The sequence below is a fragment of the Granulicella sp. S156 genome (assembly GCF_009766105.1).
Classification (GTDB): Bacteria; Acidobacteriota; Terriglobia; order Terriglobales; family Acidobacteriaceae; genus Granulicella.
Genome location: NZ_LMUH01000022.1, coordinates 523,330 through 537,608 on the forward strand (window position 1 = coordinate 523,330; position 14,279 = coordinate 537,608).

Genomic DNA, 14,279 nt, shown 5'->3' on the forward strand with positions numbered 1-14,279 from the left:
TTATCAAGAATAGCAAGAATGTATCCCATGGCTGGGGCGGCTTGTTTCGCTGGGACAAAAGAAGGCAATTCAGTCGCTGCCGCTGCGCCTTCACTCCGGCCTGCTGCAGCAGGGTGTGGGCTTTTAGCCTGGCTTTTTGCGGCAGGGTTGAAACCCTGCCCTTCCGATCCGTGCCTCAACGAACTGTTTGCACAGTTCGAGCTGACTTCAAGAGCAGTTTAATGACAGGCTCTAGTTCGTAGCTGCCTCAGAAGCAGATTCCCTACGGGAATGACAGAAAGAAAAGCAAGAAATGCTCTCAGCCTTCCACGAGGATGAGTTCAATGCCGAGTGCCCGGAGAGCTTCGGCGTCTGCGGTCTCGATATTCGTATCGGTAATGACGGTATGGATGGCCGTAGGTGGAGCGATGTGAGCCAGGCTGCGATGGCTGAACTTGCTGGAGTCGCATACTGCAACGATCTTGCGGCTGGCTTGCATCATGGCGCGGTTTACCCGCGCTTCGAGGAGGTTGGGGGTCGTGATGCCAACCGTCGAATCGAAGCCGTCGACGCCCAGGAAAAGAATGTCGGCGTGCATCTCGCGCAGTGTATCTTCGGCCAATGGTCCCACGAGGGACGCTGAGTTCTTGCGCAGGGTGCCACCGATAAGGATGACATCAAAATCAGTCCCGGAGAGTTCGGAGGCGATGTTCAGGGCGTTGGTGATGACGGTCAGCCCCTTCAAGTCACGCAGAGCGCGTGCGACAGCGGTGGTTGTCGTTCCTGAATCCAGGAGGACGCACTGACCATCCTGCACCAATTTGGCGGCTGCCACAGCGATTCGTTGCTTCTCGGCGAGGTGGACCTGCTGCTTCTCCTGGATAGAACGGTCCTGCGAGGTGCCGCTCTGAGAGATGAGTGCGCCGCCATGAGTTCGCTGAATGAGCCCGCGCGCTTCGAGGTGGTCGAGATCTTTCCGTATGGTGATGCGTGAGATCTGCAAAGAATCGGAGAGCTCGGAGACCAGCGCGCGCCCTTCTCGCTGGATCGTCGCAAGGACATGCTGACGCCGCTCTTCGATCAACATTGGACTTACTTGTTTTTCTTTTTCCTGCGCTTTGGTCGGCATCGTTTCCGGTTCATCATACTTGAATCGATGGTCTAAAAGCGGAGTTTGCGCCTTGGGCTTCTTGCCCGCATCGGCAAACGGCCCAGGGCTGAAGCCCGATTCTTGCGTGGCCCTTATTCCGTAGCCTAAAGGCTACGGCTCCCTCCGTCTCCCTGACGCTGAAGCGTCAGGGAACGCGCTTCGCGCTGTAGTTGCGCTCACGCATGGTTGCTCTCACAAACATTTGTGGCGCGCTTTGCGTTACCACCCTGGGCTGGTATATACCGTCCCGTTGGGGCACCCGTGGCCGCTTGGGCATTTCCGCTCCATTTGTATTGAGCCTCCACGATCCATTCTCGGCGCTTCATTTTGCTCCATCCTTTGCGCTCCATGTTGTGTTGATGTAGTTGTCCCACCAGAAGGCGACCTGAAAAGTCACGAAATCAAAGCCTAAATCTAATTTTCTGATTATGTTTCGATTTACTGCGTTACATTACGTATAGTTGTTATTTAACGATAGTATTGTGCGCGGATCAGACGGTCTGAGGATATGTAAGGCTGGGTAGCCGTTCATTCGCGGGAAGGCTCGGAGAGAGATGAGAAATAGACAGATCGGTAAGGGCAGGCGGGCCACTATTGCATTGCTGGGAATGACGATGGGCTTGGCGACGGCGAACGCGCAGGATGCCGGTACAGCTATCGCATCGTCGAAGAGCGGAGAGTACAGCCTTCGCAATCGTGTGCTTTCCGCAAACTGGAAGGTAAGCGCGGGGCATCTTGCCGAGTTCAATGTCAGTGACAAACTGACGAACCAGGCAGTGCACATCCCGCAACCCTTCTCCGTGCTGCTTAAGGACGGCAACATCTTCAACGCCAGCGATCTTCGGGTCGACACCACACCGGAGCGCAAAGAGCTAAGCGTCAACGGCTCGGCGTCACGGTACGCGGAGCATGTGCCGGGCGTCGAGTTCGATACGCACGTGGTCAGCGCCGACGGTGCTCTGAGCGGCACGTGGTCCGTCATCCTACTCGATGGCTCGCGATACGTCCGTCAGGTACTGACGTTGACGGCGGGCAGCAGCAATGTTGCGATCACGCGTGTTCAGCTGATCGATGCGAGTCTGCCTGGAGCGCAGATATCAGGCACGGTGATGGGATCGCCGATCCTATGGAACAACTTCTTCCTTGGCTTTGAACATCCTCTCTCAGAGAGCGACGTGAGCCAGGACCGTACGGTGGCCTACATCGATCGGTCGCTGCCGCTGAAGGCGGGGCAGTCTGTCACCTATTCCTCTGTGATCGGCGTAACGCAGAAGGGGCAGATGCGGCGCGACTTTCTGGCGTATGTGGAACGCGAACGCGCGCATCCTTACCGCACCTTTCTGCATTACAACTCCTGGTATGACCTTGGCCGCTTCAACCCATATGACGAAGCCGGTGCACGTGACCGCATCAACTTCTTCGGACGCGAGTTGCACGAGAAGCGAGGCGTCGTTCTGGACTCGTTCCTGTTCGATGATGGATGGGACGATCACCATACTCTCTGGGGATTCAATACAGGCTTCCCTGAGGGCTTCAACAATGTGCGCAAGGATGCGGAGAAGTATGGGACGGAGCCAGGCGTATGGATGTCGCCTTGGGGCGGATATGCCGGGCCTAAGAAAGAGCGCATCGAATATGGGAAGCAACAGGGATACGAGACCGTTGCAGATGGCTTTGCACTGTCAGGGCCGAAGTATTACGACCGGTTTCGCGATGTATGCCTGGAGATGATCCGCAAGTATGGGATCAATCAGTTCAAGTTCGACGGAACTGGAAACGCCGATACGGTTTTTAAGGGAAGTGCGTTCGACAGCGATTTCTCCGCGGCCATCCATTTGATCGGAGAGCTGCGGCAGGAGAAGCCGGATATCTACATCAACCTGACGACGGGAACGTATCCTTCGCCGTTCTGGCTGCGGTATGCCGACTCCATCTGGAGGGGAGGAGAGGACGACGACGTTGCCGGCGTTGGCCCTTACCGCGAACGGTGGATCACCTATCGCGATGCCGATACATATCAGCATATCGTCAAGGCTGGCCCGCTCTATCCGCTGAACTCGCTGATGCTGCACGGAATGATCTATGCCGAGCGGCACAGACAGCTGAAGGAAGATCCATCCAACGACTTCCGCAATGAGATTCGGTCGTACTTCGGCACCGGTACGCAGTTGCAGGAGATGTACATTACCCCATCGTTGTTGAGTTCGCAGAATTGGGACGATCTTGCTGAGGCTGCAAAGTGGTCGCGAGCGAATGCCGATGTCCTGGTAGACACGCATTGGGTCGGTGGCGATCCGGCGTGGCAGCAGGTCTATGGGTGGGCGTCGTGGTCTCCTAAGAAAGCGATTCTGGTATTGCGTAATCCGAGCGACAAGCCGCAGAGTATTCGACTCGATCCGCAGACCGTCTTCGAGCTGCCTGAAGGTGCTACGAAGCACTTCACCGCTCATAGCCCGTGGAAGGATGATGTTGCGAAGCCTGCACTGGCGCTACAAGCAGGAACGGCACATGAGTTTCAGCTTGCGCCGTTCCAGGTGCTGACCCTGAATCTCACACCGCAGTAGGTAGTGGCTGAGGAGCACGTCATCAAATCCCGTCATCGTTCCACTGCGGGCGCTGCAAAAGCCTTGACGCAACGGGCGCAGCGGTTCGCAACGGAACGCGACGGGATTTGTGTTTGGGAAAATGCTTGCGCTAAGTCCAGTAGCTGCGATCCAGTGTCCGATATTGATCGCCTCGGCGATGTGCTTAGCGGGGATTCATCTGGCTGTTGTTGGCGACAGAACGAGCCTCACCTACAGCGGACATCTCATAACCGCACAACGGTCGATTCTGAACTCTTGAAGCATGGGTTTTTCATGCAACTGTATCGTTGAGACTCGCTGTTATCGGAATGTAATTCATTGTAGAGAAGAGAATCATACTGAGATGAACTACCCAGTATTTATGTACCTGGTTCTTCAGTATCTACGTTAAATTACAGTATAGTCCGCACTTTTAACGTTGCTTATTGTGGCCCCACTGCTAGTCTCCGCATATCTTCTGCGCTGTCATATTTCTATGCCAGCCTACTAACATTCCAGATTGCTGAGTAACTAAAAGGGGCCTTATATGCTAAGTTCCGAGCTTCATCCAACGATGATTTCCCTTATTAGAAGACTGGGTTTTGGTGTATCTAGTCTTCTCTGCGTCCTGCTATTCACAGGGGGGCAAGCGTTTGCTTCTAACGCTGCAACCACCATCACCAGGTTGTATGTCACATCAGGTGAAGACAATGCTCCCGTGACGACGATTGCTGCAGGAAAGACGGTAACGCTTACCGCGAAAGTCACCTCTAGCCGAGGACCTGTGAAGTCTGGGTTTGTGAACTTCTGCAACGCAGCGGCGTTACATTGCAGTGACGTCAATATCATCGCAACTGTACAGCTGAAGGATAACGGCAGCGCGGATGACTATACAGCGACGCTGAAGATGATCCCCGCGGTCGGGATCCATGGTTACAGGGCGAACTTTGTCGAAACAAGTTACAACCAGAGCAGCTCATCAATCGTCTCCACACTGACAGTCACAGGAAACTATCCAACCACCACTTTGATTGCGCCCACCGGCAGTCAGGATGCCCCTACGCTAAGGGCGATCGTATCGAGTGCAGGTGAAAGCGCACCGACGGGTACAGTATCCTTTCTGGACAAGAGTCAAGGGTCCTCTGTTCTGGGAACGGCAACTCTTGGTGTCGGCATACAGGAGCCTATCTTCGCAGGAGTTTCCTCCAACCTATCTCCCTTTTTTCCTACTACAACAGCGTGTATTGGCCCCATTCATGCCGCAGACGTTAATGGCGACCACAAGTTAGATCTCGTCGTTCTTATACAAGGGTTCTGCGATCCTTACTACAATCCTTCTAACAATCAATTAGTAGTCCTGCTGGGCAACGGAGACGGGACGTTCGGAGCCCCACGTCTTCTGGCAACCCCTTTTGCTCCCAGCGACTTTGTAGTGGCAGACTTTCTTGGAAAAGGCAACCAGGATATTGCTATATCCAGCGCCATCGATGATACCTTTGCCGTTCTGTTGGGCCAAGGAGACGGCACATTCCAACCAATGGCACCTGTCAATGCCGGCCTCCAAAACTCACAGATAGAATCTATTCGCGCAGGGGACTTTAACGGCGACGGCATACTCGACCTGGCTTTGGTTGGTCAACCAGGATCAGGCGTATCCAGCTACTTGAAACTAGCCTTAGGAGTTGGGGATGGGACCTTCACGATCTCTGATCTCCCATCCTATAAGGCTGATGGCCTCTATCCTTCCACCTTTGTAGTGGGAGACATTAACAACGACGGCAGGGCAGATCTGCTGTCGACGTCGTTTGAGGGGCTTGGTACGGCAGATGGCGGACTCCAGTGGGGCAACGCGCCTTTTAGTGGAGTCTTCGATTACTGTTGCGCAGGATTCAATGAGGCCGTCACCCCCACCGTCGCCTTGGCCGATCTTAACGATGACGGCAACCTGGACGCCCTTGTCCTTGACCCCGGCGGTTTGGATGGCAGCCGGAACGTCAATTCAGAGATAGACATTTATTTTGGACATGGAGATGGGACCTTCACGCGCTCTGAGAATAACAATCCACTCTACTTTCCGTCAGGTTTTGATTCTATGGCGGTTGGAGATTTCAACAACGATGGCATTCCGGATCTGGTGGTTACATCCAACCAGGACAACAAGATGATGGTGCTGCTAGGAAAAGGCGACGGAATCATCTTTCGACCTTTACCGACCTACTCCTTTATCAGTTATTATTTGCTGCCGCCTACTGTAGGAGACTTCAACGGAGATGGTCTGTCGGACCTGGTGACTGCAGGCGGCGAAGGCGTGGAGGTGTCGCTGAAGCAGATGTCTGAATCAATAGCCACATTAGGGACGCCCGTGGTGCCCGTAGCTGCAGGGAGCCAATTCGGAGCAAGCTATGCCGGGGATGACAACAATGACCCCAGCGTCTCAAGCACCATCACACTCTACCCTCCGTTTCCCGACAAGCCTTAGAACCATGGAGGATCGTTATGCGGAGCGGAGAGACCGGGGCAGGTTGTCTGTGCGGGCGGTAGTGCCTGTATAAGCAAACTGCGGGTCTCTCCGCTACGGCGGCAAAGGACGCTAGCCCTTCGACTACGCTCAGGGTCGAGATGACAGAGTAGGGGAAAGGTAGAAAAAAGCCCTACACCCCATTCGTGAAAATACCCTAGGCCCAGTAACTGCGATCCAAGGTCCGGTATTGGATCGCCTCGGCGATGTGCTTGACGGCGATCTCGTTCGCTGAATCCAGGTCCGCGATGGTTCGCGAGACCTTTAGGATGCGGTCGTGGGCGCGAGCGCTGAGGCCTTGCTGCTGCATGGCGCGCTCCAACAGCCGCTCAGCGTCGCTTGCTAATTCGCAGTGCACGCGAATCTGCTGGGTCGACATCTGGGCGTTGGAGAATACGGCCCGGCTTGCCGATTTCGAAGAGCCTTTGGTACGGGCTCCACTCTCCAGAAAGCGAGCATGTTGCCGCTCCCGAGCTGCGAGTACACGGGCGCGAATCTCTGCCGAGCCCTCCGCTGCCGAGCCGCTCCGGAGCTCCTTATACTGCACCGCCGGTACCTCGATATGGATGTCGATGCGATCCAGCAGTGGCCCGCTCACCTTGGCGACGTAGCGCTGAATCATCGGTTCCGTGCATCTGCAGTCGTGCGTCTTGTCATTTCGAAAACCACAAGGGCAGGGGTTCATTGCGGCGGCGAGCATGAAGCGCGCTGGAAAGCTCAGACTCATGGCCGCACGCGCGATCGTCACAGTGCCATCCTCGAGCGGCTGACGCAAGACTTCCAGCACGTTGCGTGGAAACTCCGGCAGCTCGTCCAGAAAGAGAAGGCCGTTATGCGCCAGTGAGACCTCACCCGGCCGCGGGATCACGCCGCCGCCGATCAACCCGGCGTCCGAAACGGTGTGGTGCGGCGCACGAAAGGGACGCTGCGTAACAAGCCCTTCATCCTTGTTCAGCACACCTGCGACGGAGTGAATCTTGGTGGTCTCTAGTGCTTCTTCAAAGCGCAGCGGCGCGAGGATCGACGGCAGGCGCTTGGCCAGCATCGTCTTTCCGCTGCCTGGAGGGCCGATCATCAGAATGTTATGGCCCCCGGCTGCGGCTACTTCCAGGGCTCGCTTGGCCACATGCTGGCCGCGCACATCACGAAAGTCAGCGTGGTACTCCTGTACATCGCCCAACAGTGCCTTGGTGTCGACGACCAGAGGCGGCGCCGTGATGCCTCCCATTGCAGCCGAGTTCAGCAGCTCGCGCACTTCAAGCAGGCTGTTGACCGGATAGACGTTGACACCCTGCACTACGGCGGCCTCGCGCGCGTTGGCTGCAGGAATGATCAGGTTGCGAATTCCGGCGGCGCGGGCGGCGACGGCAATTGGCAGCATTCCCTGCACCGCTCGCAGAGTGCCATCGAGGCCAAGCTCCCCCACCAGCACGAAATCGCTGATGTCCCTGATCGCCAAGCCGCCGTAGGCACCGAGGATGCCAACGGCAATCGGCAGATCGAAGCCGGAGCCCTCTTTCTTAAGATCGGCAGGGGCGAGGTTGATGGTGATACGCGTCGGCGGTAGATCGAAGCCAGAATTCTTGATCGCCGAGCGGACGCGGTCGCGGCTCTCGCGTACAGCAGCGTCGGGCAGACCGACGGTGGCAAAGATGTCTTCTTTGGTTTTTACTCCGGAGAAGTCAACCTCGACATCGATAATGTGCGCGTCGATTCCGTAAACCGCTGCGCTGCGCGCTTTGAAGAGCATGTCCCTGCCTGATGCCATCAGTGAGGCGATATAGTTTCGCAAGTGTAGCATTACACTTTACAGCTGAAAACAATTGGCTTGCCCCTGTCCTGGAGAACGATATGAACCTTGCACCTTCTTCCCTCCGCACCAGCCTCTACTCGGTTGCGTTGGCTGCTTTCGCACTCTCTCCGCTGTTTGTGGCCTACGCTCAAGAAACCCCAGCGAAGCCGGCCGACACCACAGAGCCTAGCTCCGCTCCTCCAGCACCTGCCTCAACCACCCCCGTCAGCAACACAGAGACGGCCTGGACGATGCTGGACACTGCCCTCAACGGCATCAAGGACGAAAAGCACTCCGACCTGCGCACCCAGGCTCTTGCCGCCCTGGGAACGATGGGAGCAAACACCCGCGCAGGGCATCTGATCGCTGAGGCGATGAAGGATGATGACATCGATGTCCGCACGGCTGCTGTTCTCGCCGCCGGCCAGACAAAGAATCGTGCGCTTATCCTCAATCTCCGCGCCAAGCTCGACGACAAAGAGCCTCAGGTCGCCTTCGCGGCCGCCGTCACGCTTTCGAAGATGAACGATCGCTCTGGCGAAGACATCCTGATGGATGTGGTGGACGGCGACCGCAAGGCCAACTCCGGCCTCCTCAACGGGACCATGCACACCATGAGCAAGGACCTGCACAACCCCTCAGCCCTCGCCAAGATCGGTGCGCTTCAGGGGGCCAGCATGCTGCTCGGGCCCTTCGGCTTCGGCATCACGGCCTATGAGTACGTTCGTAAGAATGGTGGCGAATCCGCCCATGTTATCGCCATCACAGAGCTCTCCAAAACCAAGACTGAGTCCCACCGCGAGCTGTTCGTAAAAGCCCTCGGGGACAAGGATCCCGCTGTCCGCATTGCCGCCGCCAAAGCACTTGGCGACTACCACGATAAGGCCGCCACCATCGCGCTGGTCCCCCTCTTTGACGACACCAAGCCGCCTGTACGATTGAGCGCGGCGGCGGCGTATCTGCACAGCACGAGTATTAGAACTACGGCCAAGGCGTCCGCACCGGAGACAACTGAGTAAGGGCACGCCTACAAGAATGTTGTCCAGAAGCTTCCCATAATGGGGAGCTTCTGCTATCGGCTGTTATTGCCCTTCACCAGCGCAATTGCATGGCTAAACCTGGGGCTCTGAAAGGCTGGCAAGGTTTCGTTCAACAGAGCACAAGCGAAGCGCACCTTGGTTTCGTTCGTGTTGATCCCGGCCATCTCTCCGCGAACTTCGCTCCACCGTATGCCCTTCATATCGGCTGCTGTCAGCTTTGTCGCAGGCGCTGCGGCAGCTACGAAGTTCAGCACTACCATGGCGTAAAACATGCGGTTCGCCTGTTGCATTAGAAAGAAGCGGGCTCGATGAAGATCGTTCAACGCAGCGCCAAAGTAGTTCTGCAGGACAAGCTCTTTCTCGCTCTCCTCCGTCGTAAAGAAATTGGCAATCGCCGCTAAGTCCACATACCGGTCTGCGGCAAACGCTGACTCCCAGTCCACCAGCCAGACTCGCTCTTTTTGGAACAGGACATTACCGGGGTTGAGATCGTTATGGCTGGAAACCAGATCAAGGTCCTGCCTGGGATAGGCAGCGGCCAGTTCCCCATAAAACTTCAGGTGCTTCTCGATGGCTCTCTTCGCCAGGATGCCAGTCTCTATGCATCTGCGGATCAGCATGTCGACACCCTCCAAATAATCGACCAAGCCAGGAAACAGCGGTGCATCATGCAAATCTCGGACGGCCTTCACGATCATTCGCAACGACTTGGCCTTCGATCTTTCTACTGAAGTTGGGTCCGGAACGATAAAGTCTGTGACAGCCACTCCAGCATTCACATCGGCATAGATCAAACGCGGCGCCACACCAGCGTCGGCGGCAATCTTCAAGCAGGCATATTGCCGTGCGGGATCGCGCAGGCCGTCCGGTTGTCCTTCGATTCGCAAGATGTACTCGGTTTGATTGGCGGTGACTTTAAACACGCCAGCCCCTGACGCCCCATTCGTGATCCGCTCAATCGCCTGAATCTCAGAGGTGCCGAATGCGCGAAGAACCGCTTCACGCTTTGTGAGCGGAATGACAGCGTCAAGCGGTGAGGGCGCATATCCGAAGGCCGCCGGGGCGAGCTTACCTATATGCTTGCGCACATCGGTAGCCCAATTCGAGGTCGGGATGGAGAAACGTTGCACATCGCCGGCGAACAACGCCCGTAGTGCCTCCTCGTATCCAGGCGCATTCCCTGCGATGGCCGTCATGAAACGGTAAAGAGCTTCACGTGCAGCTCGTATTTTTTCTTCGCCCGCATTCTCACGGCGGGCCTGGTCGACCAGTTTTCGCAGTGTCGCAGAAGCTCCTCCCTGCTGCTGCCCCAGCCACTCCCACTGCCGAGGCAGTAGAGTTACCTCTCGCGCTACAACACCCAGTCTCGGCCGCCCCGCATTGCGCGACTCCAGGGGTTCGGCAGTGATTGGAGACGTTGCCTCCGCCAATGTGCGGGGGTTCAGGTCGATCTGGGCGCCTGTTTGGTCGTCGAAGACCAACACTGGAGCTACCTCCCCTCGGGCGATCACTTCCTTAATCTTCTCCGCCACGCTTGCCAGCGAGCCCGATGCAATACAGCGATCTCCTTCAAAAGCTGTGACCTGGAGCGAGAGTGGGGTGGACATGAGAGACCTTTCGATAGACATCGGCCTCGATTATACCCGGGTAAAACATGTCAACACAATATTACCCGGATAAAACAGACAGCGCATCCCCCGATGAACGGCAGTGCATAGAATTGTCGTTGGACAGAGTAAGGAAGCGAAAGGCATGAATAAGACCACTGAAACTCCTCCGAGTCCTGACCTCTTTCGCAGACTTGCACTGGCGCTGCCTGAGGCGGCCGAGAGCTCGCACATGGGTGCGCCGGACTTTCGCATCCATGACCGTATCTTCGCCACACTCGCCTACGGCAGCAAAGGCCTTGGAACGCTCAAGCTCACCCCTGAACAGCAGGCAGGCTTTCTTGCGGATGCGCCCGATCTTTTCACACCTGCCCCCGGCGGCTGGGGCCGCATGGGCATGACGCTCGTCCGCCTCGATGCGCCTGAAGAGGTTCTCGCAGGGGCGCTCTCGACCGCCTTCCACAATACCCTCGCGAAGCAGACGGCGAAGAAGCGCACGGCCTCAGCGAGCAAGTCTCGTGCGCGCCGCCTACAATAGGCATCGTGCCAACCTGCACAGGATGTCTATGAACACCAGTCTCTTCGAGCTCTTTAAAATCGGTATCGGGCCCTCGAGCTCGCATACTGTCGGCCCCATGCGCGCAGCCTTGCGGTTCGTTCACACTCTCGACAGCAACAGCCTGCTCGAGCCAACCACTTCTATCACCGTGGACCTCTACGGCTCGCTCGCGCTCACCGGAATTGGCCATGGCACAGACGGCGCTGTGCTCCTCGGTCTGCTCGGCGAAGCTCCCGATAGAGTCGATCCTGCACAGATTGACTCGCTCATCGCTGCGATTCGATCTTCGCAGCAACTGCAACTCCTCGGTCGCCACCAGATCGTATTCCGGGAGAGCGAACATCTGCTCTTCCACCGCAACCAGATGTATCCCGATCCGGAAACAGTGACTCATCCCAATGGCCTTCGCTTCACGGCGCGCGCTGCCAACGGAGACACGCTTGCGAGCGGGGTCTATTACTCCATTGGCGGCGGCTTCATCGTCTCCGCAGAGGAGTTCGCCAATCCTGGCGATGCGAGGAAGCGTGAGGTGCCTTACACGTTCTCCAGCGCCGAGCAGTTGCTCAAGCTCGCCAGCGAACAGAAGCTCTCCATCGCCGAGATCGTACTTGCGAACGAAGTCGCGCTGCTCAACGAGAAGACCATCGTGCATCCGCCGCCAAGAGATGCCGGCGCCGTTCATGATGGCGAATCTGCCGTGAAGCAATCCATCCTCACCCTGTGGGAGACGATGCGTGCCTGCATCGACCGCGGAGTCGCTACCGAGGGGACACTGCCGGGTGGCCTCAACGTCCGCAGGCGCGCTGCCGGTCTTGCGCGGCGCCTTGCGCGACTAGACGAAGAGGGCCGTACCCGTGATCCGCTTGCACCGATGGACTCGGTCACACTCGTTGCCATGGCGGTCAACGAAGAGAACGCGGCTGGCGGCCGTGTCGTGACGGCACCGACGAACGGTGCTGCCGGCGTCATCCCGGCTATCGCTTACTTCTATCTGCATCATGCCTCGCATGACCTGTCTGAAGCCGACAAAGAAGCTGGGCTGCTACGCTACTTCCTCACCGCGGCGGCTATCGGCATTCTGTACAAGGAGAATGCCAGCATCTCAGGCGCAGAGGTCGGCTGCCAGGGTGAAGTCGGCGTGGCCTGTTCGATGGCTGCGGGCGGCCTCGTCGCTGCGCTTGGCGGCGACAACAGTGCGATCGAGCATGCTGCCGAGATCGCGATGGAGCATAACCTCGGCATGACCTGCGATCCCATCGGGGGGCTGGTGCAGATTCCCTGCATTGAGCGCAATGGTATGGGTGCGGTAAAGGCTGTCAACGCCTCGCGCCTGGCGATGAACGATCAGGGGAGCCACAAGATCTCGCTCGATCAGGTGATCGAGACCATGTACCGCACGGGGATGGACATGCAGTCGCGCTACAAGGAGACCAGCCTCGCCGGACTCGCGCTGAATATCATCGAGTGTTGACGAAGGCCTATGTGACGAACATAGGCTGAGGTGGTTTGATGGGTGCTTCCCGATGAAACGATCGCGCCTTCTACTGGGTATTGTCGCGCTATTGATCCTTCTTGTAGCGCTCGATGCCACCCGTGCTCCGCAAAAACAGGTGACCGCACGGCTCTATCTCGGGGCTGTGCGGTTCTATCAGCGCGATCTTCAACCCCTTACTGCCAGCTTCATTCGCTGCCGCTATAACCCAACCTGCTCGCGCTACTCGATACAGGCCGTGCAACGTTTTGGGATTGCCAAAGGGTTGGGGCTCACGATCAAGCGCATCGCCTCGTGCAATGGCTCTGTGCCCATGGGAACGAATGATCCGGTTCCAGCTAGATAGCTGGTCTACTCTCGTTCCACCGCCAACGCCACCGAGTTCCCCCCACCTAAACACAGTGCAGCGACACCCTTCTTCACATCGCGACGTTGCATCTCGTGCAGCAGAGTCACGAGCACGCGTGCGCCGCTGGCTCCGATGGGGTGCCCGATCGCGACAGCACCGCCATTTACGTTCACTCGCTCCAGGCCCAGGCCCAACTCCTTGGTCACACCGAGCGCCTGCACGCTGAAGGCTTCATTCAACTCAAACAGATCCACTTGATCGATCGACCACTTCGCACGCTCCAGCACCTTCTTGATCCCGGTCACCGGAGCGAGCATCACCCACTTCGGTGCGACGCCACTGGTAGCCTGTGCGCGGATCGTCGCCAGCGGTTTGAGCCCAAGCTCGCGGGCCTTCTCCGCGGACATGACCACAACCGCAGCCGCCGCATCGTTTACCCCGGGAGCGTTGCCCGCTGTCACCGTACCGTCCTTTTTGAACGCCGGCTTCAGCGCAGCGAGCGCCTCCAGGGACGCATCTTCGCGAACACTCTCATCGCGCGTCACCATCACCGAGCCCTTCTTGCTCTTCACCTCGACAGGCACAACCTCTGCGTCGAAGCGACCCTCGCGCCAGGCCGCAGCCGCCTTGCGATGGGAGGCCAGGGCGTATTCGTCCTGCTGCTCCCGGGTAATCGAATGCTTCTCAGCGACGAGTTCGCCGGTCATGCCCATGTGGAAGTCTTCGCACGCGCACCATAACCCGTCGCGAATCATCGAGTCCACTACAGCTCCGTCGCCCATGCGCAAACCCTTACGTGCACCCGGCAACAGATAGGGTGCATTCGACATGGATTCCATGCCACCGGCGACAACGATCTCCGCATCGCCCTGAGAGATCGCGTGAGCGGCCAACGCAACGGCCTTCAGGCCCGATCCACACACCATGTTGATCGTCAGAGCACTTACGGTATCCGCGAGCCCGCCACGCAAGGCAGCCTGTCGTGCCGGGTTCTGTCCTAGTCCCGCTGGCAACACGCAGCCCATGAGGCATTCGTCGACGCTCTCCGCTGCGATGCCGGCTCGTTGCACGGCGGCTCGTACCGCGATAGCGCCAAGCTCTACAGCAGACATCTCCGACAACCCACCCTGGAACTTCCCAACTGGCGTCCGTACTGCACTTACGATCACAACATCCCGCATGACACGTCTCCTCTGTTCGCGGTCAAACGCTGCAGTGCGCAAACCAAG

10 protein-coding genes are annotated in these 14,279 nt (G+C 57.6%); 6 read left to right on the forward strand and 4 right to left on the reverse strand.

Annotated features, from left to right (window positions below; all coding sequences use genetic code 11):
* Positions 1-298: 298 nt before the first annotated feature.
* Positions 299-1,108 (reverse strand): transcriptional repressor AgaR, encoded by an 810-nt coding sequence (agaR, locus tag GSQ91_RS17970; RefSeq protein WP_254064677.1) that lies wholly within the window; start codon positions 1,106-1,108, stop codon positions 299-301.
* 575 nt (positions 1,109-1,683) lie between these two features.
* On the opposite strand from agaR, the gene GSQ91_RS17975 reads away from it, so the two are divergent.
* The gene (locus tag GSQ91_RS17975; protein WP_158823123.1) at positions 1,684-3,693 is read left to right on the forward strand and encodes an enterotoxin; all 2,010 of its coding nucleotides are present in this window, start codon (positions 1,684-1,686) and stop codon (positions 3,691-3,693) included.
* 718 nt (positions 3,694-4,411) lie between these two features.
* Positions 4,412-6,172: an FG-GAP-like repeat-containing protein gene (locus GSQ91_RS17980; RefSeq protein ID WP_158823124.1), complete on the forward strand. Its 1,761-nt coding sequence runs from the start codon at positions 4,412-4,414 to the stop codon at positions 6,170-6,172.
* Positions 6,173-6,368: 196 nt separating this feature from the next.
* Here GSQ91_RS17980 and GSQ91_RS17985 read toward each other — a convergent pair whose 3' ends face one another.
* Complete coding sequence (locus tag GSQ91_RS17985) at positions 6,369-7,961, reverse strand: YifB family Mg chelatase-like AAA ATPase (RefSeq protein WP_158823278.1); 1,593 nt, start codon at positions 7,959-7,961, stop codon at positions 6,369-6,371.
* 101 nt (positions 7,962-8,062) lie between these two features.
* Here GSQ91_RS17985 and GSQ91_RS17990 point away from each other — a divergent pair, with 101 nt between their 5' ends.
* Positions 8,063-9,022 (forward strand): HEAT repeat domain-containing protein, encoded by a 960-nt coding sequence (locus GSQ91_RS17990; protein WP_158823125.1) that lies wholly within the window; start codon positions 8,063-8,065, stop codon positions 9,020-9,022.
* Between the two features lie 53 nt (positions 9,023-9,075).
* Here the strand turns inward: GSQ91_RS17990 and GSQ91_RS17995 are convergent, their stop codons facing one another.
* Positions 9,076-10,650 carry a DUF2239 family protein gene (locus tag GSQ91_RS17995; RefSeq protein WP_158823126.1) on the reverse strand — a complete coding sequence of 525 codons (1,575 nt, stop codon included), beginning with the start codon at positions 10,648-10,650 and terminating at the stop codon, positions 9,076-9,078.
* A 145-nt stretch (positions 10,651-10,795) separates the two neighbouring features.
* Here GSQ91_RS17995 and GSQ91_RS18000 point away from each other — a divergent pair, with 145 nt between their 5' ends.
* Genes GSQ91_RS18000 through yidD form a run of 3 tightly spaced genes read left to right on the forward strand, consistent with a single transcriptional unit; the run spans position 10,796 to position 13,047 of the window.
* The gene (locus GSQ91_RS18000) at positions 10,796-11,188 is read left to right on the forward strand and encodes an MmcQ/YjbR family DNA-binding protein (protein WP_158823127.1); all 393 of its coding nucleotides are present in this window, start codon (positions 10,796-10,798) and stop codon (positions 11,186-11,188) included.
* A gap of 28 nt (positions 11,189-11,216) precedes the next feature.
* Positions 11,217-12,680 carry an L-serine ammonia-lyase gene (locus GSQ91_RS18005; protein WP_158823128.1) on the forward strand — a complete coding sequence of 488 codons (1,464 nt, stop codon included), beginning with the start codon at positions 11,217-11,219 and terminating at the stop codon, positions 12,678-12,680.
* Between the two features lie 52 nt (positions 12,681-12,732).
* Positions 12,733-13,047, forward strand: coding sequence for a membrane protein insertion efficiency factor YidD (gene yidD / locus GSQ91_RS18010; protein ID WP_158823129.1), 315 nt, complete (start codon positions 12,733-12,735; stop codon positions 13,045-13,047).
* 5 nt (positions 13,048-13,052) lie between these two features.
* On the opposite strand, the gene GSQ91_RS18015 is transcribed toward yidD, so the two are convergent.
* Positions 13,053-14,231 (reverse strand): acetyl-CoA C-acetyltransferase, encoded by a 1,179-nt coding sequence (locus GSQ91_RS18015; RefSeq protein ID WP_158823130.1) that lies wholly within the window; start codon positions 14,229-14,231, stop codon positions 13,053-13,055.
* Positions 14,232-14,279: the final 48 nt, after the last annotated feature.